Source organism: Neorhizobium vignae (assembly GCF_000732195.1).
GTDB classification, from domain to species: Bacteria; Pseudomonadota; Alphaproteobacteria; order Rhizobiales; family Rhizobiaceae; genus Neorhizobium; species Neorhizobium vignae.
This window is the reverse complement of the sequence record NZ_JNNU01000005.1, coordinates 182,100-205,639: the sequence shown is the minus strand read 5'-3', so window position 1 is coordinate 205,639 and position 23,540 is coordinate 182,100. Positions and strand designations below refer to the sequence as shown.

Sequence of the window (23,540 nt, the reverse complement as noted above, 5' to 3'; positions counted from 1 at the left end):
TATATCCCTCCTAAGACGCCCGTTTCTGCCCGCCGCCGTGAAGCGCGACGATCAGGCGCGGATTGGCCTTGGCCGCTTCAAGGGCCGAGCCGGCCTGCAGGCGGAGTTCCTGTGGGGAAAAGGCGTCTGCGGCGAGTGCTGCGCCGACCGACAGGCCGATGCCGCTCGTGCCGTCGGACGCGGCGAAGACGAGATTGTCGGTGATCGAGGCGATCAGCCGCTCGGCGATCGGCTGCACGCTGTCGCGGCTGACATCGCGGAAGACGAAGGCGAAATCGCCCTTGCCGATGCGCGCCAGGAAGTCGTTCTTCTTGATCGCCTTGCGGAAGATCGAGGCGGCCTTCTTGACGATCCGGTTGACGGCGGGATCGCCGTAGGTGCGGGCGAGGTACGGAAGGTCGGTGATCGTCACCAGGAAGAGGGCGGTATCGCGGCTGTCGGCATCGACGCCGTAAAGCGCCTCCAGCCGTTCCGCGAGCGCCGCATGGTTCGGCAGCGAGGTCAGCCGGTCGCGCAGCGTCACCGAGCGGGCAACCGATGCCTCGTGTTCGGCCTTGACGAGGCGATCGGCACCGGCGCGAAGAATGGCTTCCAGCTCGGTTTCGGCGACCACGGCATCGGAGAGCGAAACGCTCAAATATTCGATCTCGGCCAGAATATCCTCAGGCCCGGCGGTGCTGTCCTGGCGCAGGCTGCGGGCGACGGTTTCCAGCACGCGGCTGAAACCCTTCTTCTGGGTCACGCCGCTTGCCATCTTGTCCCGGAGTTCCAGCAGCAGCTTTATTTCCTGATCGCGACCCCTGACGGGCAGGAGCGCGACAAAAGCCGGGAGCTGATGGCGCTGCCCCATTTCGTCGAGCACCGTCTGGGAAGGACCGGCGGGAAGCGCCAGAACTTCGCGCGAAAGGGCGGGGTCGCCGCCGAGGAGCGCCTCGTGGAAAAGCTCGTAATTGCGCGGCAGGCCGCTCACGTCCAACTTTGCCATGAGCTGGACGACAGCCTGCAGGCCGCGATCCTGTCCCGTTCTGCTCGCTTCGCCCGCCATCTCTCGTCCCCACAGGTTGATCCGGTTTGTTCGATTGTGCGACAAGCCATGCGGCCCCGGCTTTTAACATTTGCTAAAAATGACGGGATCGTCGGGAGTTACGGTTAAGGGATCGTCCAGACAGCCGATCGAATGCGATCCATGAAATTTCCTGACTGGATTCAAATCAGAATTTGCTTTCAATATCGTCGGCCGAACATCCGGATCAGGAGCCTGCCGTGACCCGTATTCTCTATTCGCTCTGCGGCGCCGACGAGAGCCGCCCGTTTTCGCCCCATTGCTGGAAAGTCGTGCAGGCGCTCGCCCACAAGGGCCTCGATTTCATCGAGAAGCCGACGCCGTTTACCGAGATCCCCAGCCTCGAAGGCGGTTTCTCGAAGACGGTGCCGATCCTGAGGGACGGCAACGAGCTGATCCGCGACAGTTTCGAGATCGCGCTTTATCTGGAGGAGACCTATCCGGACCGGCCGACGCTGTTCGGCGGGCCGGCCGGCAAGGCGCTTGCCCGTTTCGTCGAGGGTTTTTCCCAGATGGTGGTGCATACGGCGATCACCAAGATTGCGGTCAAGAACATTCATGACATGCTCGGCGAGACGGATCAGGTCTATTTCCGCGCCAGCCGCGAAGCCCGGCTCGGCAGGACGCTGGAAGAGATGGAAGCGAGCCGCCAGGCGGAGATCGACGGTTTCGCGCCGAAGCTGGAGCCGATCCGTCATGCGTTGAAATATCATGACTTCATCGGCGGCGACGGCCCGCTTTTCGTCGACTACATCCTGTTCGGCGCGCTGCAGTGGATGCGCGTCACCGCCGGCGCCAAGGTGTTTTCCGACGACGACCCGGTGGGGTTGTGGTTCGAGCGCTGCCTCGACCTGCATAATGGCGTCGGGCGCAGTGTGACAGCGGCGTGAAATTGCCCGAACCCCCTTGTTTCCAGTGAAAGGGGCGGGTAAAGACCGCCCACTTTCCCCCTTAGTCACGGGGCCACAGGAAACGAAGGATAGAACAATGGCGATTGAACGCACGTTTTCGATGATCAAGCCGGATGCCACCAAGCGCAACCTCACGGGCGCCATCACCAAGGTGTTTGAAGACAATGGCCTGCGCGTCATCGCTTCCAAGCGCGTCTGGATGAGCAAGCGCGAGGCAGAAGGCTTCTACGCCGTTCACAAGGAACGCCCGTTCTTCGGCGAACTCGTCGAAGGCATGACCTCCGGCCCGACCATCGTTCAGGTTCTGGAAGGCGAAAACGCCATCCTGAAGAACCGCGAGATCATGGGCGCCACCAACCCGGCCAACGCCGACGAAGGCACCATCCGCAAGACCTTCGCCCTGTCGATCGGCGAGAACTCGGTTCACGGTTCGGACGCTCCGGAAACCGCCGCCCAGGAAATCGCCTACTGGTTCTCGGAAACCGAGATCGTCGGCTGATTTAAGCCGCGTCTTGACGACGACTGTTATGAAAACCGGGGCCTTGGCTCCGGTTTTTTATTGCCCGGCCTCATGAAGCGATAGCGGCCGTTCATGCCGGGCAGTCGGCATCCCGGCCATAGTCCACCGTGCCATCCGGCTTAAAGACGTCCGGGTTCCGCTCGTAGCCGGCTCCGAGTACCAGCGGCTTGCTGGGAAGCACCGATTGGTCGACGTCCGAGACGAGCTGGGTCTTCAATTCCTGCAGCGTCCGTCCGCCTGCATCCACCAGCCGGATATCCACGGAATAGGGCTTGTCCTTGCGCACGCAGCGGACATTGGGGCTCTGCAGGGTAATCTTGTCCCATGCGGGGAAGATCTTTTCGTTGATGACGATCGGGTCGCCGCCTGCGGGGTCCTCGAATTTGGCGATCGCCACGGTGCCCTCCGGGATCGGCCCGGTCTTCTTCAGCGTCACCAGATAGGTGGCGCTGGCGACCCTGTAGTTGAACACGAAGATATGCCCGCTCACCTCGACCAGCTTTTCGGTTTCCCGCTGGCACGCGGCAAGGGCGAGGGATGCAAGGCCGAGAACCATAAACCGGCGCATCATGACGCGGCCTCCTTCTTCCTCCGATGATAGTGGCGGTTGGCTTTGACGCGATTGCCGCATACCGCCATGTCGCACCACGTGCGGCTGCGGTTTTTGCTGCGGTCTATGAACAGCCAGCCACAATTGCCGCAGATCTTCATCCGCGAGATTTCCGTATCGGCAAGCAGCCTGAGCGCCGAATGGGCGGTCGCCGCCTCCAGCGAGTTCTTCCCGGCGCGGCGCAGGATGATGGCCGTCGCTTCGAGGAAATCGGCAAGCAGCGTCTGGGCGTCGTCGCCCAGCACCCGGGCTCGAAAATAGCGGTCGATCGCTTCGCGCATCACGATGAACGGCGTGCGGTTCTCGGGCTCCACCGGCGCGAGATCGCCGAACAGTGCCCGCTCGGCGGAGAATTTTTCGGCTGCCTTCGGAAAGGCGTCCATCTGTGGCAGTTCGGCGAAACGATCGATGCTGCGTGTCGCGTCGAAGCGCAGGATGACGCTGTTGGCGACATCCAGCGCCAGCGCGCCTCCGGCAAACCGATGCGGGGTCCAGGAAAAGCTCATGCGATATTATAACTGGTAAAAAACCGTTGACCAGTTATATTCGATATCCCTATCGGAGTGCCCATGGCCTATCTGCTGCAGCAACTGGCGAACGCGGTTCCGCTGGCGGCGCTCTATGCGACGCTTGCCTTCGGATATGCGATCGCTTTTGCCGTGACGCGAAGGGCGGACATCACCTATGGTGCGATCTTTGCCTTTTCCGGGCATCTCTACCTGCTCTTTGCCCATTTCGGCTGGGACCGGCTATGGTTGATCCTGCCCGCCGCACTGGGGCTTGGTGCTGCGGCCGGGATCGCCGGGGGCATCGGGGCGGGAGTCACGATCGGACAGGTGGTCATGCGCCCGCTTGCAAAGATCTCGCCCAATGCGGTGATCGTCGCCTCGCTCGGCGCGCTGATGGTGCTGATGGAGGGCGCCCGCATCGCCGCCGATACCCGCGAACTCTGGCTGCCGCCCTTCCTCAACGACGCGATCGTCTTCTGGCACGCAGACGGCTTTCCGGTGACGCTGACCCTGATCCAGCTCGTCAACGTCGCCGTGATGCTGATGGTCATCGGCCTGGGCTATCTGGTGCTGGCGCGCACCCATTGGGGCCGCATGTGGCGGGCGGTCTCCGACGACCCTTTGGCGGCCGAACTCTCCGGCACCAGTTCGGCGCGGGTTTTCGTCGTGGCTTATGCGGCGGCGGCGCTCTACGCCGCGATCTGCGGCGTGCTCGCCACCTCCCACTACGGCACGATGGATTTTGGCGCCGGCCTGCTGTTCGGCCTGAAAGTGGTGCTGATCGCCGCGGCCGGCGGTCATTCCAATCCGCTGCGTGCCGCCGTCGGCGCCGCCGTCATCGGCTTTGCCGAAACGCTCTGGAGCGGCTACGGCCCGATCGTCTGGCGCGACCTGGTGATCGTCGCCTTGCTGGTCATGGTTTTGGTGATAAGCCGGCGGGAGCGGGTGGTGCCGTGATCACCGCCACCTGTCGCGCGCAGTGTCGTCCGCGTCCTTGGCGGCGATCCAGTCGCCTTGGGCGCCGTCGGCTGCATGTTCCTTCTTCCAGAACGGGGCCGAGGTCTTCAAAAAATCCATGACGAAATTGGCACCGTCGAAGGCCGCCTGCCGGTGCGGGGCGGCGGCGATGACCAGCACGATGTTCTCGCCGGGCATGATCTTGCCAAAACGGTGGATGGCGGTAAGGCCGAGCAGTGAGAAGCGATCGATCGCCAGTTCGCCGATGCGGAGCATCTCCGCCTCCGCCATGCCCGGATAATGTTCGAGTTCGAGTGCCGACAATGCACCCTGTTCGTCTCGGCAGAGGCCCGTGAAGGTGACGACGGCGCCGATATTCTTGCGGCCGGCGGTGAGGGCGGAAATTTCGGCCTGCAGATCGAAGTCGGTGGATTGGACGCGGATGGTGGGAGCGGTCATGGGCAGCCTCTTCCTCTCCCCGCTGGGGAGGAGTGGGGTGTTCCGCAACTGGCGCCGGCCCCAGTCATCATCACCCGCCCGTCATCGGCGGAAAGATGCCGATCTCGCGCGCGCCGGCGATCGGCTCACCGTGTTCGACATGTTCCTGGTTGATGGCGACGCGGATGACGTCGGGGAACTGGAGCGCGTTCTCGTATTCTTCGCCAAGCGTCGTCAGATGTGCGAGCAGGTCATCGACCGTGACGACGCCTGCCGGCAGGTCGAGATCCTCCTCGGATTTGCCGATCCGTTCACGCACCCAGGCGAAATAGACGAGTTTGACGGTCATTCTTCGTCCACCAGATGTTTGACGCCGGCCTTGAAATAATCATAGCCCGAGTAGAAGGTCAGGATCGCGGCAAGCCAGAGAAGCACGATGCCCATCTGGGTCGTGTAGGGCAGGATCTTGTCGCCGGCAGGTCCGGCCAGCAGGAAGGCGATCGACACCATCTGGATCGTCGTCTTCCATTTGGCGATGCGCGTCACCGGCACGGAGACCTTCAGCGCAGCCAGATATTCGCGCAGGCCCGAGACCAGGATTTCGCGGCAGAGGATGGTGATTGCCGCCCAGAGCGACCAGCCGGCGATCGTCTGGTCGGCGGCGAGCAACAGCAGCACCGCGGCGACCAGCAGCTTGTCGGCGATCGGATCGAGCATCCGGCCGATATTCGACGTCTGGTTCCAGATGCGGGCGAGATAACCGTCGAGATAGTCCGTGATCGACGCGACGGCGAAAAGCACCAGCGCCGTCCAGCGCGCGACATCCGAGCTTTCAAGCTGCCCCTCGACGAAAAAGCAGCCGACGATGATCGGCACCGCCACGATGCGCGCATAGGTCAGAAGATTGGGAATATTGTATGCGCGCGACGCCATGGAGAACCTTCCGGATGTTTGCTCCTAGTTGATGCCTCACGAGGAAGGCGTCAACATGTTCCGGCGGCTTTTTTACCACCGATTGCGTCGGGCCGATTTAACCCGCCCGGTTCTCGTGAAAATGATTGTAGATCTGCTTGGCGACGGCCTCCGAAATTCCCTCGACCGCCATGAGGTCGGTCAGGCCGGCGCGCGACACCGCCTTCGCCGTGCCGAAATGCTGCAGCAGCTTGCGCTTGCGGCCGGGTCCGATCCCTGAAATCTCGTCGAGCGGGTTCTTGACCATCTCCTTCTTGCGCCGCGCCCGGTGCGAGCCGATCGCGAAGCGATGGGCCTCGTCGCGCATGCGCTGAATGAAATAGAGGACCGGATCGCGCGGCGGCAGCGAGAAGTCTGACCGTCCGTCGGCGAAGAACCGCTCGCGACCGGCGTCGCGGTCGACGCCCTTGGCGACGCCGATCGCGGTCACCACGTCGCGGATGCCGAGTTCGTCGAGAATGGCGCGTACCGCGCTCATCTGTCCCTGGCCGCCGTCGATCAGGATCACGTCCGGCCAGGCGGGGAAGGCGCCATCGGCCGCATCCTCGGCGCTGGCGCCGGCAGCAGCGGTGCGGTCCGGAATGCCCTCTTCCTTGAGGAGGCGGCTGAAGCGGCGGGTCATCACCTCGCGCATCATGCCAAAGTCGTCGCCGGGGGTGATGTCGGTCGATTTGATGTTGAACTTGCGGTACTGGCTCTTCACGAAACCTTCCGGCCCCGCGACGACCATGCCGCCGACCGCATTGGTGCCCATGATATGCGAGTTGTCGTAGATCTCGATGCGACGCGGCACGAAGGACAGACCGAAGGTCTCGGCAAGCCCCTGCAGCAGGCGGGCCTGCGACGAGGTCTCGGCAAGCCGGCGACCATGCGCCTCGCGGGCATTTGCCAGAACATGGTCGGTCAGGTCCTTTTTCTCGCCCCGCTGCGGCACCGAAATAGTGACCTTATGATTGGCCTTTTCGGAAAACGCCTGGGCAAGCAATTCCTGTTCCTCGACGGCTTCGGACAGCAGGATCTGCTTCGGCACCGGCTTGTCGTCATAGAACTGCGCGAGGAAGGCGTTGAGCACTTCCGGGCCGGAAAGCTGCGGATCGGCCTTCGGGAAATAGGCGCGGTTGCCCCAGTTCTGGCCGGTCCTGAAGAAGAACACCTGGATGCAGGAGAGGCCGCCCTCGTTGTAGATGGCGAAGACATCCGCCTCCTCGACGCCGGCCGGGTTGATGCCCTGATGGCTCTGGACGTGGCTGAGCGCCGCCAGGCGGTCGCGATAGACGGCGGCGCGCTCGAAATCCAGGTCCTCGGAGGCTTCTGCCATCTGGCGGGCGATCGCCGATTTGACGTTCTGGCTCTTGCCCGACAGGAAATCCTTGGCTTCGCCGACCAGCGCCGCATAACCCTCGTCGCTGATCTCGTGGGTGCAGGGCCCCGAACAGCGCTTGATCTGAAAGAGCAGGCAGGGGCGGGTGCGGGTCTCGAACACGCTGTCGGTGCAGGTGCGCAACAGGAAGGCGCGCTGCAGCGAATTGATGGTGCGGCCGACGGCGGCTGCCGAGGCGAAGGGGCCGAAATAATCGCCCTTGCGCGCCCGCGCGCCGCGATGCTTGAAGATCGCCGGTGCCCGGTGGTCGCCGGTGATCATGATATAGGGGAAGGACTTGTCGTCGCGCAGAAGAACGTTGAAACGCGGCCGCAAGCGCTTGATGAGATTGGCTTCGAGCAGCAGCGCCTCGGTCTCCGTCCGCGTCGTGACGAATTCCATGTGGGTGGTTTCGCGCACCATCTTGGCGATGCGGTTGGAATGGACGCGGCCCTGCGCATAATTGCCGACGCGCTTCTTGAGGCTGCGCGCCTTGCCGACGTAGAGCACGTCCTGCGCATCGTTGAACATCCGGTAGACGCCCGGCGCATTCGGCAGGTGCTTGACGAATTCGGCGATCAGGTCGGCGCCCTTCAGCCCGCTGTCGTTCTTCCAGCCTTCGTTCCAGTCGATCGACGCGGCGGGGCCTTGGGCCGGCTCGGTGACCAGCACATCGTCGTCGTCTTCTTCCGTCTCGTCATAGAGAACGCCGCCGTCGGGCAGCTTCGTTCCGTTCATTCCATAGTCTCCGCCGGATATAGAGATCCGGCCATCACCGATTCGAACCGTGCGCCCATGACATGTGCCGGAGACCGGCAGCTTGTCAAAATATTGCGCTGAAGCGGCCCGATTCCCTGCACGAAGGCCGCTGCCGGAGAAATAGTGTGTTGAGGCAGATTTTGAAAGCGCTGGCGAGAATTCCGCCCCGTGCTCTTGACGAAAGCCGAAATGCCCGTTCCGTCGGTGGAATATTTCAGGCAGAAATCCGGCGGCAGGGACCACCAGCGTCCGGCCGTGCGCCTGCGGGGAGGGGAAATACGTCGGTGTTTCTGCTCAGATTTCGGTTTTTGCAGGTGCCGGATCCGGTTTTGCTGCGAATACAAGTCGACTTTGGCCAATGGCGTCCGCGTCCGTCCGCACCGGCAAGTGTATTGACTGAGTTGTGCTTTAGATTTAAGAAGTAGTTTATAAATGTAAAAATATTTATATTCAAGGTAAGCATTGCTTAAGGTTAATCAAACGTGTGTTGCGGTACAGCAACATCCAATTTTGGCCTTCTCCGCGCCACAATCAATTCACATTTCGGCTCTTTCTATTCCTCAATTGACCTCCACATTCCGTTTCAGCGGGCAGGGAACCAATATGTCGCCAACCATGTTGTGGCGGCGAATTCCCGGCGCAGCAGTAAAAGGAGAAAATGTATGCGTACTCTCATCGCAACTCTGATGGCCTCGGCAGCCAGCTTCATCGCCATCTCTGCGGCCAATGCCGCTGATGCCGTCGAACAAATTCCGCAGGCCCCGGTTGCAGTCGAAGAGCCGGCCCCGGCCGCCAGCTGGCAGGGTTTCTATCTCGGTGGTTACGGTCAGTATGACTGGGGTCGCTTCGGGAGCGGCGACCGTGACGGCCAGTTCGGCGGCGGTGCCTATACGGGCTACAACTTCCAGAGCGGTTCGATCGTATACGGCGTCGAAGCAGACGTCGGCTACAATGGCACGAAGAGCACCACGGATGATGGCTTTGAAGGCAAGGCCGGCTGGAACGGCTCTGTTCGCGGCCGCGTCGGTTACGACCTCAACCCCTTCCTGATCTACGGTACGGCCGGTGTTGCCCTGCAGGACAACGAACTGCGCGACGCGACTTCGTCCGACAACAAGACCGCCGTCGGTTACACGGTCGGTGCCGGTGCCGAAGCCTTCGTCACCAACAACATCACCGCTCGTGTCGAATACCGTTACACGGATTTCGGTTCGGATAGCTACTCGCTCGATTCCGGTTCGGTTTCGAAGGGCTTCGACGATCACAGCGTCAAGGTCGGTATCGGCGTGAAGTTCTAATTTCGATAGCCTTAACAGGCTGGGGAAAGCCCGGGCTTCGGCCCGGGCTTTTTTTGTTTCAGGCCGCCGATTTCATGGCGGTATAGGAGGCGAAGCGCTTGGTGAAGACGTCCGGCCAGGAGGCGAGCTCTGGTCGGCCTTCGGCCCATTGCCCGTTGAAGCGCAGATCGAGGTAACCGATCAACGCGGCCAGCGCGAAATGGCCGCCATGCAGCTTCTTGCCTGTCTTCGGCAGATTGTTCTCCAGGTGATCGAGGCCGCGCACCACCTTGCTCCACTGCTTGTCGATCCACGGCTGGTGGACCTTGTCCTCGTCGCGCGAGCGGCGCTCGTAGATGATCGCCAGCAGGCAATCCATCATGCCGTCGCAAAGCGCCTCCAGCACCTCGGCCTCGGTCCGCTTCGCATCCTTCTTCGGATAGAGCTTGCCGCCCGACTGGCGATCGAGCCAATGCATGATCGCGATGCTGTCGTAGATCGGCGGCTCGCCATCACGGATCAGCACCGGGATCTTGCCGAGCGGGTTGTTGCTTACGAGTTCCGGCGGGGCGGCGTTGGTGTCGGTCTTCACTTCAGTGATCTCGATGCCGAGATGGCGCGCGGCCATGCGCACCTTGGCGGAATAGGGCGAGGCCGGGGAATACAGCAGCTTCATGGTCTTGTCCTTCTCGATAAATGTCATCGTGCCGGCGGCAGGGTGATCTGGCTGATCCGGCAGCCGTCACGATCGACCTCGGCACAATCGCGAAACTGCAGGTCCTTGGTGAGGCAGATGCGCACCTCCTCCAGCTGCCGGCCCTCGCAGCTTGTCGAAATGCCGCGCCGGCTCATGCCCGGATTGACGGCGAGGAACTTGTCTTCGATCTGGTCGGCCGACAGCGTCAGGGCCGTGTCGCCGCGGGACAGGTCGGCAGGAAGTTTGACCCGCGAAAAGGCCTCACGCAGCTTGCCGAAATAATCACGCTGGCTCAGCCCGGTGCAGCTTCCGTGCTTGCGCCACTGATGGCCGATCAGGCCCATCGACGGCATGATGTCGAAGAGTGGTTGGCCGAGCGATTGCGGCACGCGGCCCGGTTCCTTCGTTTCGCAGAAATCCGGATAGCCTTTTTCGTATTGCGGCCACAGCCCGTGGACGATGAAGCGGAAGTCCTTGTCCGTGCTGCATTGCTGGTCGTTCTTGCCACCGCTCTGTGAAGCGCAGAAGGTTGGCGACCAGGAAAGCGACAGGACGTAGAAATCGAACTGCCCTGCATGATCCTGCCGATTGTCCGATCGGCGCTCCTGGGCGGAGGCAGTGGATGCGAAAAGCGCGAGAAAAAGGAAAGCGATAAATCGGTTGGTCATCGGCCGGCCCCCTGCAATGCGCGGCACCATGGGCGGGAAGCCCCGCCCGGTCAAGACTCCGAATCGGGGTCGTTGTCGATGGTCTCGCCGGTCAGCCAGAAGGCTCGTTGCGAGGCGAACCGATCATGCGCCAGGATGGTTTTCAAGGTCGGCAGGAACGTGTGCAACTCGTCCTTCAGCGTGAAGGGCGGGTTGACGATGATGAGGCCGGAACCGGAGAGCCCCGTCGTCTCGCGGTCGCTTTGAACGGTAAGTTCGGCGCACAGCATTTTCGGGATGTCCAGCGCCTTCAATTCGTCGTGGAAGGCCCTGAGCGGCGCGCCCTTCTTGATCGGATACCAGAGGCAGTAGGTGCCGCTCTGGAACCGGCGCCAGGCGGTCGACAGGCCTTTCACCAGCCGCCTGTATTCGCCTTCTTCCTCGAAAGGCGGATCGACGAGCACGATTCCGCGCTTCTCCTTCGGCGGCAGATGGGCGCCGAGCGCCAGCCAGCCGTCGAGTTCGGTGGCGCGCACCTGGAAATCGCCTTCGAACAGATTGTGCAGGCGGTTGAAATCTTCGGGATGCAGTTCCATCGCCGACAACCGGTCCTGCGGGCGGAACAGCATGCGGGCAAGTTTCGGCGAACCGGGATAGAGTTTCAGAGCGCCGGTCGGGTTCAACTCCCTCACCGCGGTCAGATAAGGCTCCAGCAGATCTGCGACCTTTGCCGGCAGTTCCGCTTCCATCAGCCGGCCGATTCCGTCGCGCCACTCGCCGGTCTTCTGCGCCTCGTCCGAGGAAAGGTCGTAGAGCCCGATGCCGGCATGGGTATCCAGCAGGCGAAAAGCCTTGTCCTTGTTCTGCGCATAGCGGATCAACCGCGCCAAAACCGCGTGTTTGAGGACATCGGCAAAATTGCCCGCGTGATAGATGTGCCGGTAGTTCATCGTTGCTGGTATCTCGCTTGAATTAAATTGATGCACTGCAAATCACGCTTTTTGCGGGCGTCAGCTTGCAATATAGAAAAGCCATGAACGTTGCGACCCCGATTACCGCGAAAACCGCCCTCGGCCACAATTCCGTCGGACACACCGTCTGTCCGCACGACTGTCCATCGGCTTGCGCGCTGGATATAGATATCACCGCCGACGGCAAGATCGGCCGGGTGCGGGGTGCCGCCGACAACACCTATACCGCCGGCGTCATCTGCGCCAAGGTCGCCCGCTATTCCGAGCGGCTCTACCATCCCGGCCGGCTGATGCACCCGAAGCGCCGCTTGGGCGCCAAGGGCGAGGGGGCCTGGCAGGAGATCCCCTGGGAGGCCGCTCTCGATGAGATCGCCGACGCCTTCGTCAAGGCCGAGGCGAAACACGGGTCGGAGGCGGTCTGGCCCTATTTCTATGCCGGCACGATGGGCCAGGTGCAGCGCGACTCGATCGAGCGGCTGCGGCATGCGAAAAAATACTCCGGCTTCTTCGGCACGATCTGCACCAACATGGCCTGGACCGGCTACGTGATGGGCACCGGGGCATTGCGCGGCCCCGATCCGCGCGAGATGGCGAAATCCGATTGCGTGGTGATCTGGGGAACCAATGCCGTCTCCACCCAGGTCAACGTCATGACCCACGCGGTCAAGGCCCGCAAGGAACGCGGCGCGAAGATCGTCGTCATCGACATCTACGACAACCCGACGATGAAACAGGCGGACATCGCGCTCACCGTGCGCCCCGGCACCGATGCCGCACTCGCCTGCGCCGTCATGCACATCGCCTTCCGCGATGGTTATGCCGACCGGGATTACATGGCCAGATATGCCGACGATCCGATTGGCCTCGAGGCGCATCTGAGGACCAGGACGCCGGAATGGGCCTCCGCCATCACCGGCCTGTCGGTCGAGGAGATCGAGACCTTTGCCCGGCTTGTCGGCACGACCCAAAAGACCTTCTTCCGCCTTGGTTACGGTTTTGCCCGCCAGCGCAACGGCACGGTCGCCATGCATGCAGCGCTGTCGATCGCAACCGTGCTCGGCTGCTGGCAATACGAGGGCGGCGGCGCCTTCCACAACAACGGCGAGATTTTCAGGCTCAACAAATCCGAGCTGATGGGCACCGCCTATGCCGATCCGGAGATCCGCCAGCTCGACCAGTCGCAGATCGGCCGGGTGCTGACCGGCGATGCGGAAGCCCTGCGTCATGGTGGGCCGGTGACCGCGCTCTTGATCCAGAACACCAATCCGATGAACGTCGCGCCGGAACAGCGCCTCGTCCGCCAGGGTTTCTTGCGCGACGACCTGTTCGTGGCGGTGCACGAGCAGTTCATGACCGATACGGCCGCAGTCGCCGACATCGTGTTGCCGGCGACGATGTTCGTCGAGCATGACGATCTCTACCGTGCCGGCGGTCAGCAGCATATCCTGCTCGGGCCGAAGCTCGTCGAGCCGCCGTCGACAGTGCGAACCAATCTCTTCGTCATCGAGGAGCTGGCAAAGCGCCTCGGCATCGATCATTTCCCCGGTTTCGGCCTCGACGAGCGCCAGCATATCGACCGCATCCTCGAAGCCAGCGGCTGGGGCGCCTACGAGGATCTGGCGCGCGACAAATGGATCGACGCGCAGCCGGATTTTGAGACCGCCCATTACATCAAGGGTTTCGGATATCCGGACGGAAAATTCCGCTTCCGGCCGGACTGGGCGAACGGCCCGTCGCCGGACAAGCCGCCGAAGAACGTCGGGCCGCTGGGACCGATCGCCGAACTGCCGGTCTTCCCGGATCAGGTCGATGTCATCGAAGTGGCCGACGAAGCACACCCGTTCCGGCTGGCAACTTCGCCGGCCCGCAGCTTCCTCAATTCGTCTTTCACCGAGACGAAAAGCTCCTACGAGCGGGAAGGGCGGCCGGAAGTGATGATCGAGCCGACCGATGCGGAACGCCTCGGTATCGTTGACGGCGATATCGTCCGGCTCGGCAACACGCGCGGCGAGATCCGCCTGCATGCGAGGCTGGTTGCCGGCGCGCGGCCGGGCGTGCTGATCGCCGAGGGGCTGTGGCCGAACCACAAGCATCTCGACGGCGAGGGCATCAACGTGCTGACCGGCGCCGACGCCGTGGCGCCCTATGGCGGCGCGGCCTTCCACGACAACAAGGTATGGCTTCGCAAGGACTTCGCATGAGCGAGCAGAACGACCGGGTGAGCGTCGTCAGCGAAAAGACGCTGTCGAACGGCTGGACGCGGCTTTCGAGCTACGAACTCGATTACACCGATCGGAGCGGCGAGACGCACCGCCTGCATCGCGAAATCTACCATAAATCCGAGGCCGCCTGCATCCTTCTCCACGATGCCAGGCGGGACATGGTCGTGCTGGTGAAGCAGTTCCGGCTGCCCGCCTATCTCACCGGCAAGCCGGGATGGATGGTCGAGGTGCCGGCCGGGCTGCTCGATGAGGACCATCCGGAGGATGCGATCCGGCGCGAGGCGATGGAGGAAACCGGGTACCGCTTGCGGGATGTGCGGTTCCTCTTCAAGGCATTCATGTCGCCGGGCGCGATCACCGAACTCGTCCATTTCTTCCACGCGCCGATCGATCTCACCGACCGGGTGAACGGTGGCGGCGGTCTGGCCGAGGAGCACGAGGATATCGAGGTGCTGGAATTGCCGCTCGACGAGGCCGCCGCGATGATCGGTAATGGTGAAATCATCGATGCCAAGACGATCATGATGCTGCAATGGGCGGTGATAAACCGGGCGTCCTTCACCGTCTGACGTCGGGGCGGTGCCGCCGCGCAGGCTTGAAACGCCGATCAGCGCGTTCGCCTGTTGTTTCAGACGCCGTGTGATTGTGACTTGACCTTGTGCCGCGCCGATTTCACATGAATGTCACGAATGGCGGCTAAGCGCTGCCTCTTGATAATCATCCTTATATGGTCAGGAGATAGCCATGTGGCTCGGCAATTTCACCCTCGTTCTGCCGGACGAGGTGGTGGACGCAGGTTCCGTGCGGATTGAAGATGGCGTGATCGCCGAGATCCGCCCAGAACCAGTCGCGGGCGCCGTGATCGACGGCGGCGGGCGGCTGCTGATGCCGGGCTTCGTCGATCTGCATGGCGACATGATCGAGCGCGAGATCGCGCCGCGGCCGAACGCCCAGATGCCGATCGACTTCGGCATCCACGAACTGGACAAGAAGCTCGCCGCCGCCGGTGTCACCACGGCTTACGCAGCAGTCTCCTTCGCCACCGAAAGCGTCTACGGCCATGTCCGCTCGCTGGAGACGACTTCGGCCGTCATCGAGGGCATCAACCGCCTGCGCGACAATCTCTTGATCGACCACCGCGTCCACGCACGGTACGAAATCACCAATGTCGGCGCCGCCGCGACGCTGGAACGACTGCTCAAGGCCGACGAGATCGACATGGTATCGCTCACCGACCACACGCCGGGCCAGGGCCAGTACAACAACATCGCAGCCTATGTCGCCAGCATTTCCGAGCGCCGGGCGATTTCCGAGGAAATGGCCGCCGAGATCGTCCAGAAGCGTATTGCCATGCGCGACAATCCGCAGATCGAAGTCAGGCTGAAGGAAATCGTTTCGCTCTCCTTGCAACACGGCCTGTCGCTTGCCTCCCATGACGATGACAGCGTTGAGAAAGTGGCCGAGATGTTCGATCTCGGCGTCACGATCAGCGAATTCCCGGTAACCTTGCCGGCGGCCGAAGAGGCGCGCCGACGCGGGCTCTGGACGCTGATGGGTGCGCCGAACGCGCTGCGTGGCAAATCCATGTCCGGCAATCTGAGCGCACTCGACGCCGCCAAGGCCGGCCTGCTGACGGTGATTGCTGCCGACTACCATCCGGCGGCTTTCGTGCCGGGTGTCTTCAAGCTGGCGGACGTCTCCGAAGGCGGCCTGCCGGCGGCCGTCGCCATGGCGACCGGCAATGCCGCCCGTTCCGCCGGCCTGACCGATCGCGGCGAGATTGCCGTTTGCCAGCGTGCCGATCTGGTCGTGGTGGAAAAGGGCGACGTGCACCGCATCCGCGCCACCTTCCGCGCCGGCCGCTTCGTCTATAGCGACGGCACGCTGCACCCGCTCCGGGCGCTGGCCGCCTGACGTTCAGATACCCGCGGAAAAAATCCGCTGATCCGCGCCATCGGTCGTTGTGCCGGGTGAGGTGATCGTCCGGCCGCCCTCCATCCGCACCTTGCCTTCCGCCAGCAGCTTCAGCGCCAGCGGGTAGAGCTTGTGCTCGACGGTCAGCACGCGGCCGGCCAGGGTCTCGGGGGTGTCGTCGGCAAGCACCGGGACGGCGCCCTGGGCGAGGATAGGGCCTTCGTCCATGCCCTCGGTGACGAAATGCACGGTGCAGCCGGCGATCTTCATGCCGGCCTCGATGGCGCGTTCATGGGTATGGAGGCCCGGGAAGAGCGGCAGTAGGGCAGGATGGATGTTGAGGATGCTGCCATCGTACCGGCTGATGAATTCCGCGGAGAAAAGCCGCATGTAGCCGGCGAGGCAGAGGATGTCCGGCTGGACCTCGTCGAGGGCTGCGAGGATCGCCGCCTCGTGTTCGGCCTTGCCGGGAAAACCCTTGCGTTCGAAAACGAAGGTTTTGATGCCGCGCGCCTGCGCCTTCTCGATGCCGCCCGCCGAGGGCTTGTCGGAGAAGACCGCGACGATTTCGGCCGGGAAATCCGGTGCGGCGCAGGCATCGGCGAGCGCCAGCATGTTGGAGCCTCCGCCGGAAATGAATACGGCGACGCGCTTTCTGCGCGCCGTTTCAGCCGCGGGTGCGCTCATAGGCCAAGCGTGCCCTGGTAGAGCACGCCGGGGCCGCCTTCGGCGCGTTCGACCATGCGGCCGAGCGGAACAACGATCTCGCCTTCACCGGTCAGGATATCGGTGACCGCCTGGGCGTTCTCGGGCGCGACCACGACGATCATGCCGACACCGCAGTTGAAGGTGCGCAGCATTTCCTTCGGTTCGACGCCGCCCGTTTTGGCGAGCCAGGAGAAGACCGGCGGGACGGGGATGGAGTCGAGGTCGATTTCGGCCGCAAGGTTCTTCGGAAGCACGCGGGGAATGTTTTCGGGAAAGCCGCCGCCGGTAATGTGGGCAAGCGCCTTCAGGGCGCCAGTCTCGCGGATCGCCTTCAGGAGCGGCTTCACGTAGATGCGGGTGGGGGTGAGAAGAGCCTCACCCAGAGTCATGCCCTCACGGAAGGGAGCGGGTGCATCCCAGGCGAGGCCCGAAAGCGTCACGATCTTGCGGACGAGCGAGAAGCCGTTCGAATGGACGCCCGACGAGGTAAGGCCGAGGATGACGTCGCCCGAAGCGATATCGCCGACCGGCAACAACTGGCCGCGTTCGGCGGCACCGACCGCGAAGCCCGCCAGATCGTAATCGCCGTCGGAATACATGCCGGGCATTTCGGCGGTCTCGCCGCCGATCAGCGCGCAGCCCGCCTCGCGGCAGCCGGCGGCAATGCCGGAGACGATCGCCGCACCCTGGTCCGGGTCCAGCTTGCCGGTCGCGAAATAGTCGAGAAAGAGCAGCGGCTCGGCGCCCTGCACCACCAGATCGTTGACGCACATTGCGACGAGGTCGATGCCGACGGTATCGTGGAAATTGGCGTCGATGGCGATCTTCAGCTTCGTGCCGACGCCGTCATTGGCCGCGACCAGGATCGGATCGGTGAAGCCGGCGGCCTTCAGATCGAACAGGCCGCCGAAGCCGCCGATCTCGCCGTCTGCGCCGGGGCGGCGGGTCGAGCGCACGGCCGGCTTGATCTTCTCGACCATCAGATTGCCTGCGTCGATATCGACGCCGGCATCGCTATAGGTGAGACCGTTCTTGCCCGCCTCGCTCATCGTTCATCTCCAATGATCGTTATAGCGGCCCGCAATTGCACGACATGGCGCCGGATGCAAGCGTTCGACGCGGTTTTGAAGGCTTTTCACAGGCCTTGCGGCACCACTTCCAAACCCTTGACCTGGGTTGCGGGCTTCCCTATCCCTTTTTCGCCCGGGCAATTCAGAGGAAGCGGCGATGCCATATCATATCAGCGGCGCGAGCCTGAAGCGCTACGTCTTCTTCTGGCTCGGCGTTCTCATCGTCTTCGTCGTCTTCCTGTGGTTCTTCCGCTCGATTCTGCTTCCCTTCGTCGCCGGCATGGCGCTTGCCTATTTCCTCGATCCGGTGGCCGACTGGCTGGAACGGCGAGGCTTGAGCCGGCTGATGGCGACGGTGGTGATCCTCGTCTGTTTCGTGCTGGTCTTCGCTTTGTCGCTGATGTTGGTGATCCCCATCATCATCAACCAGTTCACCGAGTTCGCCGCCGCGCTGCCGGGCTATATTTCCCAGCTGCAGCAGATCATATCGAGCCCGGAAAGCTCGTTCCTGCCCCATTGGATCAGCACCCAGATCGAGACGGTCAAGCAGAATTTCTCCGAAGTGCTGAGCCAGGGCGCCGGTTTCATCGGCTCGCTGCTCGCCCAGATCTGGAATTCCGGCAAGGCCATCATCGACGTCGTGTCGCTCTTGATCGTCACGCCCGTCGTCGCCTTCTATATCCTGCTCGACTGGGACCGGATGGTCGCCAAGGTGGATAGCTGGGTGCCGCGCGACCAGGTGGCGACGGTGCGCGAGATCGCCCGGGAAATGGACGAGTCGGTCGCCGGTTTCATTCGCGGCCAGGGCTCGCTCTGCCTCATCCTTGGGATCTTCTATGCCGTCGGCCTCTCGGTCGTCGGACTGAATTTCGGGCTTCTGATCGGCTTCATCGCCGGCATGATCAGCTTCATTCCCTATATCGGCTCGCTGATCGGCCTGGTGCTTTCGGTCGGCGTGGCGCTGGTGCAGTTCTGGCCCGACTATCCTTGGATCCTGGCCGTCGCCGGCGTTTTCTTCGTCGGCCAGTTCATCGAAGGCAATATCCTGCAGCCGAAGCTTGTCGGCGAAAGCGTCGGCCTGCATCCGGTCTGGCTGATGTTCGCGCTTTTTGCCTTCGGCGCCATATTCGGCTTCGTCGGCCTGCTGATCGCCGTGCCGGCCGCGGCCGTTGTTGGCGTCCTTGTCCGTTTCGTCCTGTCGCGGTATCTTGACAGCGACATCTATTTCGGGCGGGCGGCGGAACTCCCCTGGGAAGAGGCCGAACGGTCGCATGTGCTGGAACATGCCGAAACCGGCGCAGCGATAGCCCCGAACAACCCTCACGCGAATGACTCTCAGAAGAGCATTTGAAAGACCTATGACCGAGACGAGCGAGCGCGAGCGGCGCAGGCAAGAGCAGTTGCCGCTGCAATTCACCCATGATGCGGCGAGAACCCGGGACGACCTCCTGGTGTCCGAACGCCTGGCCGCGGCCGTCGCGATCGTCGACGAATGGCCGGCCTGGCCGTCGCCGGTCGTCGTGCTGGCCGGCCCGGTGGGATCGGGAAAATCGCACCTGGCGCATATCTGGCGGGAAAAGGCGGGGGCTGCCGACATCCATCCCGTCGCCGGCTCGAATGCCGCGACGATGGCGGCGGCAGGTCCGGTCCTGTTCGAGGATGCCGAACGCCGCGGGTTCGACGAGACCGAACTCTTCCATGTCATCAACAGCGTGCGCGAGAACGGCCATAGCCTGCTGATGACCTCGCGCCTCTGGCCGGTTTCCTGGGGCGTCACCCTGCCGGACCTCAAATCCCGGCTGAAGGCGGCGACGGTCGTGGAGATCGGCGAGCCGGACGAGGACCTGCTGGCCCAGGTGATCGTCAAACTGTTCGCCGACCGCCAGCTTTATATCGACGACAAACTGGTCGGCTACATCGTCAACCGGATGGAACGGTCGCTCGGTGCGGCGCAGACGATCGTCGAGCGGCTGGACCGTCTGGCGCTGGCGCGCGGCACGCGGATAACCCGCCCGCTGGCGGCCGAAGTGCTGAACGATTTTGGGAATTCCGGAACCGGAGCCGGCGCCGACGATTGACTGTGACAATTCCCTCGTCAAACTGTAGTCGGCCCTCATGGTTGGCATGACCAAGGGTTAGCATTGGGATGGATGAGATGGATTCGATCACGACTGAAACGCGCGAACCTGGTCTGGAAGCGGCCAATACCGACTTCGACCTGATGACCAGTCCGGACCGGTTCATCAATCGTGAATTCTCCTGGCTGCAGTTCAACCGCCGCGTCCTTGAGGAAACGCTGAATACCGCCCATCCGCTTCTGGAGCGGGTTCGCTTCCTGTCGATCTCGGCGGCCAATCTCGACGAATTCTTCATGGTGCGCGTCGCGGGCCTCGAAGGGCAGGTACGTCAGGGCATCGTCATTCGCAGCCCGGATGGCAAGACGCCGGCCGAACAGCTCGACAACATCCTGCAGGAGATCGACAACCTGCAGATGGAGCAGCAGGCCTCGCTTGCCGTGCTGCAGCAGTATCTCGCAAAGGAAGACATCCTGATCGTCAGGCCGGCGGCGCTGTCCGCCGAGGATCGCAACTGGCTGGCGAACTCCTTCGACGACGAACTTTTCCCGGTCCTCACGCCGCTGTCGATCGACCCGGCCCATCCGTTCCCGTTCATCCCGAACCTCGGCTTCTCGATGGGCCTGCAGCTGCACAGCAAGCACGGCAAGGAGCCGATGACCGGCCTGTTGCGCCTGCCGACCACGCTCGACCGCTTCATCCGCCTGCCGGATCTCAACAACGCGATCCGCTATATCACGCTGGAGGATGTGGTCGGCATGTTTACCGACCGGCTCTTCCCCGGTTACGAGGTCAAGGGAGCGGGCACGTTCCGCATCATCCGCGACAGCGATATCGAAGTCGAGGAAGAGGCAGAAGATCTGGTGCGCTTCTTCGAGACGGCGCTGAAGCGCCGCCGCCGCGGCAAGGTCATCCGCATCGAGACCGATTCGGAAATGCCGGCGTCGCTCCGTCAGTTCGTGGTGCAGGAACTCGGCGTGCCGGAAAACCGCGTCGCGGTTCTGCCGGGCCTTTTGGCGCTCAACACCATGTCGGAGATCACCAAGGCGCCACGCGACGACCTGCGCTTCGAGACCCACAATGCCCGATTTCCCGAGCGGGTTCGCGAACACGCCGGTGACTGCCTTGCAGCCATCCGAGAAAAGGACATGGTGGTCCATCACCCTTATGAGTCCTTTGACGTGGTTGTGCAGTTCCTTCTGCAGGCGGCCCGCGACCCGGACGTGCTCGCCATCAAGCAGACGCTCTACCGCACCTCGAACGACAGCCCGATCGTCCGAGCGCTGATCGACGCGGCCGAGGCCGGCAAGTCGGTGACGGCGCTTGTCGAGCTGAAGGCCCGATTCGACGAAGAGGCGAACATCCGCTGGGCGCGAGACCTGGAGCGCGCCGGCGTGCAGGTCGTCTTCGGTTTCATCGAACTGAAGACCCATGCCAAGATGTCGATGGTGGTGCGCCGCGAGGACGGCAAGCTCAGGACCTATTGCCATCTCGGCACCGGCAACTACCACCCGATCACCGCCAAGATCTATACGGACCTGTCCTTCTTCACCTGCAACCCGAAGATCGCTCACGACATGGCGAACATCTTCAACTTCATCACCGGTTACGGCGAGCCGGCCGAGAGCATGAAGCTGGCGGTTTCGCCCTACACGCTCCGGCCGCGCATCCTGCGCCATATCGAGGAGGAGATCTGCCACGCCCAGGAAGGCAAGCCGGCGGCAATCTGGATGAAGATGAATTCGCTGGTCGATCCGGAGATCATCGACGCCCTCTATCGCGCCAGCCGCGCCGGCGTCGACATCGATCTCGTCGTGCGCGGCATCTGCTGCCTGCGCCCGCGGGTGGCCGGCCTCTCCGACAATATCCGCGTCAAGTCGATCGTCGGCCGCTTCCTGGAACACAGCCGCATCTTCTGCTTCGGCAACGGTTTCGGCCTGCCGTCCGACAAGGCGCTCGTCTATATCGGCTCCGCCGACATGATGCCGCGCAACCTCGACCGCCGGGTCGAGACGCTGGTGCCGCTCCTCAATCCGACCGTGCACGAGCAGGTTCTATCCCAGATCATGCTGGGCAACCTGATTGACAACCAGCAGAGCTACGAGATATTGGCCGACGGCACGTCGCGGCGCATGGAAGTTCGCAAGGGCGAGGAACCTTTTAACGCGCAGCACTATTTCATGACCAATCCGAGCCTCTCGGGGCGCGGTGAAGCCCTGAAGTCGAGTGCTCCGAAACTTATCGCCGGCCTTGTGTCGGGACGCAAGAAATAGGCAATATGGTACGATCAGAAGCCCAGGGGCGCCTTCCGGGGATCGCTCCTGTCTCCGTCATCGACATCGGCTCGAACTCCGTGCGAGTCGTTATCTACGAAGGCCTGTCCCGCGCGCCGACCGTCCTCTTCAACGAGAAGGTCCTGTGCGGCCTCGGCAAGGGATTGGGTTCGAACGGCCGCATGGACGACGAGGGTGTCGAACGCGCCCTGCTGTCGCTGAAGCGCTTCCGGGCGCTCTCCACCCAGGCGCAGGCAACCAAAGTCTACGTGCTGGCGACCGCGGCCGCCCGCGAAGCGTCGAACGGCCCGGATTTCATCCGCCAGGCGGAGGAGATTCTCGGCCAGCAGGTCCAGCTTCTGTCCGGCGAGGAGGAGGCCCGGTATTCGGCGCTCGGCGTCATCAGCGGTTTCCATGACCCGGACGGCATTGCCGGCGACCTCGGCGGCGGCTCGCTGGAACTGATCGACATCAACGGCAAGGAATCCGGCAAGGGCATCACCCTGCCGCTCGGGGGGCTGCGGCTGTCGGAATCCTCCGGCAATTCGCTTTCCAAGGCGCGCACCTTCGCCCGCAAGCAGGTGAACACGGCGCGGTTCCTGGAAAACGGCGCGGGCCGCACCTTTTATGCCGTCGGCGGCACCTGGCGCAACATCGCCAAGCTGCACATGGAGATGAGCAAGTATCCGCTGCACATGATGCAGGGCTACGAGCTGTCTCTCGAGGATATACAGAAATTCCTCGAAGAGGTGATTGCCGCCAAGGACAGCAAGGACCCTGCCTGGCAGGCCGTCTCGAAGAGCCGCCGTTCGCTGCTGCCTTTCGGTGCGATCGCCATGCAGGAAGTCCTGGCGGTGATGAAGCCCGCCAGGGTGAGCTTCTCGGCGCAGGGCGTTCGCGAAGGCTATCTCTATTCGCTGCTTTCCGACGAAGAGAAGGCAGGCGATCCGCTGCTGGTCGCCGCCGACCAGCTCGCCATCCTGCGCGCCCGCTCGCCCGAACACGCCCGCGAGCTCGCCGACTGGACCGGCCGCATGGTGCCGGCTTTCGGGATTGTCGAGACGGAAGAGGAAAGCCGCTATCGCCAGGCCGCCTGCCTGCTCGCCGATATCAGCTGGCGCGCCCATCCGGACTATCGCGGCCTGCAGGCGCTGAACCTGATCGCCCACTCCTCCTTCGTCGGCATCACCCATGCCGGCCGCGCCTATCTGGCGCTCGCCAACTACTACCGTTTCGAAGGCCTGCACGACGACGGTGCGACCGGGCCGCTGGCGACGATCGCCACGCCCCGCCTGCTCGATCTCGCAAAGCTGCTCGGCGGTCTGCTCCGGGTTGTCTACCTGTTCTCGGCCTCGATGCCGGGCCTCGTCGACCACCTGAGCTTCCGCCCGTCATCCGAGCCGGATCTCGACCTCGAATTCGTGGTGCCTTCCGCCTACCGCAATTTCGCCGGCGAGCGGCTCGACGGCCGCCTGCAGCAGCTGGCGAGGCTGACGGGCAAGCGGCTGGCGTTCCGGTTCGAATAGGGCGGGCTCGCGGGGAGGGCAGGAGAGCGGCTGCTTTGCGGCAGGGCAGTGGAAATTGTCA

24 protein-coding genes are annotated in these 23,540 nt (G+C 63.0%); 11 read left to right on the top strand and 13 right to left on the bottom strand.

The window, feature by feature from the left end:
* Positions 1–10: 10 nt before the first annotated feature.
* On the bottom strand, positions 11–1,045 hold the full coding sequence (locus GQ59_RS10120) for a GGDEF domain-containing protein (RefSeq protein ID WP_051903891.1): 1,035 nt from the start codon (positions 1,043–1,045) through the stop codon (positions 11–13).
* A 218-nt stretch (positions 1,046–1,263) separates the two neighbouring features.
* Here GQ59_RS10120 and GQ59_RS10115 point away from each other — a divergent pair, with 218 nt between their 5' ends.
* Entirely contained in the window at positions 1,264–1,953 is a 690-nt protein-coding gene (locus GQ59_RS10115) for a glutathione S-transferase family protein (RefSeq protein WP_037081126.1), read from the top strand.
* Between the two features lie 97 nt (positions 1,954–2,050).
* Positions 2,051–2,473 (top strand): nucleoside-diphosphate kinase, encoded by a 423-nt coding sequence (ndk, locus tag GQ59_RS10110; protein ID WP_007769585.1) that lies wholly within the window; start codon positions 2,051–2,053, stop codon positions 2,471–2,473.
* A 91-nt stretch (positions 2,474–2,564) separates the two neighbouring features.
* Here the strand turns inward: ndk and GQ59_RS10105 are convergent, their stop codons facing one another.
* Entirely contained in the window at positions 2,565–3,065 is a 501-nt protein-coding gene (locus GQ59_RS10105; RefSeq protein WP_037080734.1) for a hypothetical protein, read from the bottom strand.
* Entirely contained in the window at positions 3,062–3,610 is a 549-nt protein-coding gene (locus GQ59_RS10100) for a CGNR zinc finger domain-containing protein (RefSeq protein WP_037080732.1), read from the bottom strand. Before GQ59_RS10100 ends, GQ59_RS10105 begins: the two co-directional genes overlap by 4 nt.
* Before the next feature lie 63 nt (positions 3,611–3,673).
* On the opposite strand from GQ59_RS10100, the gene GQ59_RS10095 reads away from it, so the two are divergent.
* Positions 3,674–4,570 carry a branched-chain amino acid ABC transporter permease gene (locus GQ59_RS10095; RefSeq protein WP_037080730.1) on the top strand — a complete coding sequence of 299 codons (897 nt, stop codon included), beginning with the start codon at positions 3,674–3,676 and terminating at the stop codon, positions 4,568–4,570.
* Here GQ59_RS10095 and GQ59_RS10090 read toward each other — a convergent pair whose 3' ends face one another.
* The 5 genes from GQ59_RS10090 to GQ59_RS31815 all read right to left on the bottom strand — a co-directional run bounded on the left by GQ59_RS10090 (position 4,571) and on the right by GQ59_RS31815 (position 8,458).
* The gene (locus tag GQ59_RS10090) at positions 4,571–5,029 is read right to left on the bottom strand and encodes a molybdenum cofactor biosynthesis protein MoaE (RefSeq protein ID WP_037080728.1); all 459 of its coding nucleotides are present in this window, start codon (positions 5,027–5,029) and stop codon (positions 4,571–4,573) included.
* A gap of 70 nt (positions 5,030–5,099) precedes the next feature.
* Positions 5,100–5,357: a molybdopterin converting factor subunit 1 gene (gene moaD, locus GQ59_RS10085; RefSeq protein ID WP_037080725.1), complete on the bottom strand. Its 258-nt coding sequence runs from the start codon at positions 5,355–5,357 to the stop codon at positions 5,100–5,102.
* Positions 5,354–5,941, bottom strand: coding sequence for a CDP-diacylglycerol--glycerol-3-phosphate 3-phosphatidyltransferase (gene pgsA, locus GQ59_RS10080; RefSeq protein WP_037080723.1), 588 nt, complete (start codon positions 5,939–5,941; stop codon positions 5,354–5,356). Before pgsA ends, moaD begins: the two co-directional genes overlap by 4 nt.
* A gap of 97 nt (positions 5,942–6,038) precedes the next feature.
* Positions 6,039–8,078, bottom strand: a complete 2,040-nt coding sequence (gene uvrC / locus GQ59_RS10075; protein WP_037080721.1) for an excinuclease ABC subunit UvrC — start codon at positions 8,076–8,078, stop codon at positions 6,039–6,041.
* Positions 8,075–8,458 (bottom strand): hypothetical protein, encoded by a 384-nt coding sequence (locus GQ59_RS31815; protein ID WP_152564290.1) that lies wholly within the window; start codon positions 8,456–8,458, stop codon positions 8,075–8,077. Before GQ59_RS31815 ends, uvrC begins: the two co-directional genes overlap by 4 nt.
* A gap of 303 nt (positions 8,459–8,761) precedes the next feature.
* On the opposite strand from GQ59_RS31815, the gene GQ59_RS10070 reads away from it, so the two are divergent.
* Positions 8,762–9,397 carry an outer membrane protein gene (locus GQ59_RS10070; RefSeq protein ID WP_037080719.1) on the top strand — a complete coding sequence of 212 codons (636 nt, stop codon included), beginning with the start codon at positions 8,762–8,764 and terminating at the stop codon, positions 9,395–9,397.
* Positions 9,398–9,455: 58 nt separating this feature from the next.
* On the opposite strand, the gene GQ59_RS10065 is transcribed toward GQ59_RS10070, so the two are convergent.
* The 3 genes from GQ59_RS10065 to GQ59_RS10055 are packed head-to-tail and all read right to left on the bottom strand — an operon-like array spanning position 9,456 to position 11,670.
* Positions 9,456–10,052, bottom strand: coding sequence for a glutathione S-transferase (locus tag GQ59_RS10065; RefSeq protein ID WP_037081124.1), 597 nt, complete (start codon positions 10,050–10,052; stop codon positions 9,456–9,458).
* Between the two features lie 23 nt (positions 10,053–10,075).
* The gene (locus GQ59_RS10060; protein ID WP_037081122.1) at positions 10,076–10,741 is read right to left on the bottom strand and encodes a ribonuclease T2 family protein; all 666 of its coding nucleotides are present in this window, start codon (positions 10,739–10,741) and stop codon (positions 10,076–10,078) included.
* Positions 10,742–10,791: 50 nt separating this feature from the next.
* A complete protein-coding gene (locus tag GQ59_RS10055; protein ID WP_037080717.1) occupies positions 10,792–11,670 on the bottom strand; it encodes a 23S rRNA (adenine(2030)-N(6))-methyltransferase RlmJ in 879 nt (292 codons plus the stop codon).
* An 83-nt stretch (positions 11,671–11,753) separates the two neighbouring features.
* On the opposite strand from GQ59_RS10055, the gene GQ59_RS10050 reads away from it, so the two are divergent.
* The 3 genes from GQ59_RS10050 to GQ59_RS10040 all read left to right on the top strand — a co-directional run bounded on the left by GQ59_RS10050 (position 11,754) and on the right by GQ59_RS10040 (position 15,827).
* Positions 11,754–13,892, top strand: coding sequence for a molybdopterin-containing oxidoreductase family protein (locus tag GQ59_RS10050; protein ID WP_037080716.1), 2,139 nt, complete (start codon positions 11,754–11,756; stop codon positions 13,890–13,892).
* Positions 13,889–14,482 carry an NUDIX domain-containing protein gene (locus tag GQ59_RS10045; RefSeq protein ID WP_037080715.1) on the top strand — a complete coding sequence of 198 codons (594 nt, stop codon included), beginning with the start codon at positions 13,889–13,891 and terminating at the stop codon, positions 14,480–14,482. The genes GQ59_RS10050 and GQ59_RS10045 overlap by 4 nt, the downstream gene beginning before the upstream one ends.
* 175 nt (positions 14,483–14,657) lie before the next feature.
* Positions 14,658–15,827, top strand: a complete 1,170-nt coding sequence (locus tag GQ59_RS10040; protein ID WP_037080713.1) for an alpha-D-ribose 1-methylphosphonate 5-triphosphate diphosphatase — start codon at positions 14,658–14,660, stop codon at positions 15,825–15,827.
* Positions 15,828–15,830: 3 nt separating this feature from the next.
* Here the strand turns inward: GQ59_RS10040 and purN are convergent, their stop codons facing one another.
* Positions 15,831–16,514: a phosphoribosylglycinamide formyltransferase gene (gene purN, locus GQ59_RS10035; RefSeq protein ID WP_037080711.1), complete on the bottom strand. Its 684-nt coding sequence runs from the start codon at positions 16,512–16,514 to the stop codon at positions 15,831–15,833.
* Positions 16,511–17,584, bottom strand: a complete 1,074-nt coding sequence (gene purM, locus GQ59_RS10030; RefSeq protein ID WP_037080710.1) for a phosphoribosylformylglycinamidine cyclo-ligase — start codon at positions 17,582–17,584, stop codon at positions 16,511–16,513. Before purM ends, purN begins: the two co-directional genes overlap by 4 nt.
* Before the next feature lie 178 nt (positions 17,585–17,762).
* Between purM and GQ59_RS10025 the strand changes: the two genes are divergently transcribed.
* The 4 genes from GQ59_RS10025 (at position 17,763) to ppx (ending at position 23,479) form a co-directional block, all read left to right on the top strand.
* Entirely contained in the window at positions 17,763–18,956 is a 1,194-nt protein-coding gene (locus tag GQ59_RS10025; protein ID WP_037080708.1) for an AI-2E family transporter, read from the top strand.
* A 7-nt stretch (positions 18,957–18,963) separates the two neighbouring features.
* Entirely contained in the window at positions 18,964–19,683 is a 720-nt protein-coding gene (gene hdaA, locus GQ59_RS10020; RefSeq protein WP_037080707.1) for a DnaA regulatory inactivator HdaA, read from the top strand.
* A 68-nt stretch (positions 19,684–19,751) separates the two neighbouring features.
* Positions 19,752–21,953: an RNA degradosome polyphosphate kinase gene (locus GQ59_RS10015; RefSeq protein WP_371411987.1), complete on the top strand. Its 2,202-nt coding sequence runs from the start codon at positions 19,752–19,754 to the stop codon at positions 21,951–21,953.
* Positions 21,954–21,958: 5 nt separating this feature from the next.
* On the top strand, positions 21,959–23,479 hold the full coding sequence (gene ppx / locus GQ59_RS10010; protein WP_037080702.1) for an exopolyphosphatase: 1,521 nt from the start codon (positions 21,959–21,961) through the stop codon (positions 23,477–23,479).
* The last annotated feature ends 61 nt before the right edge of the window (positions 23,480–23,540 follow it).

Excerpts from the sequence above, each read along its gene's own strand:
- ppx (WP_037080702.1), top strand. The coding sequence starts at position 21,959 with ATGGTACGATCAGAAGCCCAGGGGCGCCTTCCGGGGATCGCTCCTGTC.
- GQ59_RS10055 (WP_037080717.1), bottom strand. The coding sequence starts at position 11,670 with ATGAACTACCGGCACATCTATCACGCGGGCAATTTTGCCGATGTCCTC.
- GQ59_RS10105 (WP_037080734.1), bottom strand. The coding sequence starts at position 3,065 with ATGATGCGCCGGTTTATGGTTCTCGGCCTTGCATCCCTCGCCCTTGCC.
- GQ59_RS10065 (WP_037081124.1), bottom strand. The coding sequence starts at position 10,052 with ATGAAGCTGCTGTATTCCCCGGCCTCGCCCTATTCCGCCAAGGTGCGC.
- purN (WP_037080711.1), bottom strand. The coding sequence starts at position 16,514 with ATGAGCGCACCCGCGGCTGAAACGGCGCGCAGAAAGCGCGTCGCCGTA.
- GQ59_RS10090 (WP_037080728.1), bottom strand. The coding sequence starts at position 5,029 with ATGACCGCTCCCACCATCCGCGTCCAATCCACCGACTTCGATCTGCAG.
- pgsA (WP_037080723.1), bottom strand. The coding sequence starts at position 5,941 with ATGGCGTCGCGCGCATACAATATTCCCAATCTTCTGACCTATGCGCGC.
- GQ59_RS10060 (WP_037081122.1), bottom strand. The coding sequence starts at position 10,741 with ATGACCAACCGATTTATCGCTTTCCTTTTTCTCGCGCTTTTCGCATCC.
- ndk (WP_007769585.1), top strand. The coding sequence starts at position 2,051 with ATGGCGATTGAACGCACGTTTTCGATGATCAAGCCGGATGCCACCAAG.
- uvrC (WP_037080721.1), bottom strand. The coding sequence starts at position 8,078 with ATGAACGGAACGAAGCTGCCCGACGGCGGCGTTCTCTATGACGAGACG.
- GQ59_RS10070 (WP_037080719.1), top strand. The coding sequence starts at position 8,762 with ATGCGTACTCTCATCGCAACTCTGATGGCCTCGGCAGCCAGCTTCATC.
- GQ59_RS10100 (WP_037080732.1), bottom strand. The coding sequence starts at position 3,610 with ATGAGCTTTTCCTGGACCCCGCATCGGTTTGCCGGAGGCGCGCTGGCG.
- GQ59_RS10040 (WP_037080713.1), top strand. The coding sequence starts at position 14,658 with ATGTGGCTCGGCAATTTCACCCTCGTTCTGCCGGACGAGGTGGTGGAC.
- moaD (WP_037080725.1), bottom strand. The coding sequence starts at position 5,357 with ATGACCGTCAAACTCGTCTATTTCGCCTGGGTGCGTGAACGGATCGGC.
- GQ59_RS10045 (WP_037080715.1), top strand. The coding sequence starts at position 13,889 with ATGAGCGAGCAGAACGACCGGGTGAGCGTCGTCAGCGAAAAGACGCTG.
- GQ59_RS10050 (WP_037080716.1), top strand. The coding sequence starts at position 11,754 with ATGAACGTTGCGACCCCGATTACCGCGAAAACCGCCCTCGGCCACAAT.
- GQ59_RS10025 (WP_037080708.1), top strand. The coding sequence starts at position 17,763 with ATGCCATATCATATCAGCGGCGCGAGCCTGAAGCGCTACGTCTTCTTC.
- purM (WP_037080710.1), bottom strand. The coding sequence starts at position 17,584 with ATGAGCGAGGCGGGCAAGAACGGTCTCACCTATAGCGATGCCGGCGTC.
- GQ59_RS10015 (WP_371411987.1), top strand. The coding sequence starts at position 19,752 with ATGGATGAGATGGATTCGATCACGACTGAAACGCGCGAACCTGGTCTG.
- GQ59_RS10120 (WP_051903891.1), bottom strand. The coding sequence starts at position 1,045 with ATGGCGGGCGAAGCGAGCAGAACGGGACAGGATCGCGGCCTGCAGGCT.
- hdaA (WP_037080707.1), top strand. The coding sequence starts at position 18,964 with ATGACCGAGACGAGCGAGCGCGAGCGGCGCAGGCAAGAGCAGTTGCCG.
- GQ59_RS10095 (WP_037080730.1), top strand. The coding sequence starts at position 3,674 with ATGGCCTATCTGCTGCAGCAACTGGCGAACGCGGTTCCGCTGGCGGCG.